The 225-nt window shown below is 66.7% G+C and carries 1 protein-coding gene; it reads right to left on the bottom strand.

Translation table 11 applies throughout. From position 1 onward, the window contains the following. Nucleotides 1-225: 4Fe-4S dicluster domain-containing protein (locus C667_RS24185; RefSeq protein ID WP_004394151.1), on the bottom strand; the 225-nt coding region annotated here is incomplete at both ends.

The following is a 225-nucleotide window of genomic DNA, read 5'->3' as shown; positions in this document are numbered from 1 at the left end:
CCCCTGGTAGATCGGCCCTTCGCCGCCTTGCGGCACGACCCAGTTGATGTTCTGGGTCGGGTCCTTGATGTCGCAGGTCTTGCAGTGGATGCAGTTCTGCGCGTTGATCTGCAGGCGCGGGCCGGCCTCTTCCTGGACGATCTCGTACACGCCGGCCGGGCAGTAGCGCTGCTCGGGGGCGTCGTAGCGGGCGAGGTTGACCGAGATGGCGACCGACGGGTCCTT

Source organism: Thauera phenylacetica B4P (assembly GCF_000310225.1).
In the GTDB taxonomy this organism is placed as follows: domain Bacteria; phylum Pseudomonadota; class Gammaproteobacteria; order Burkholderiales; family Rhodocyclaceae; genus Thauera; species Thauera phenylacetica.
This window is presented reverse-complemented; position numbering and strand designations above follow the sequence as displayed.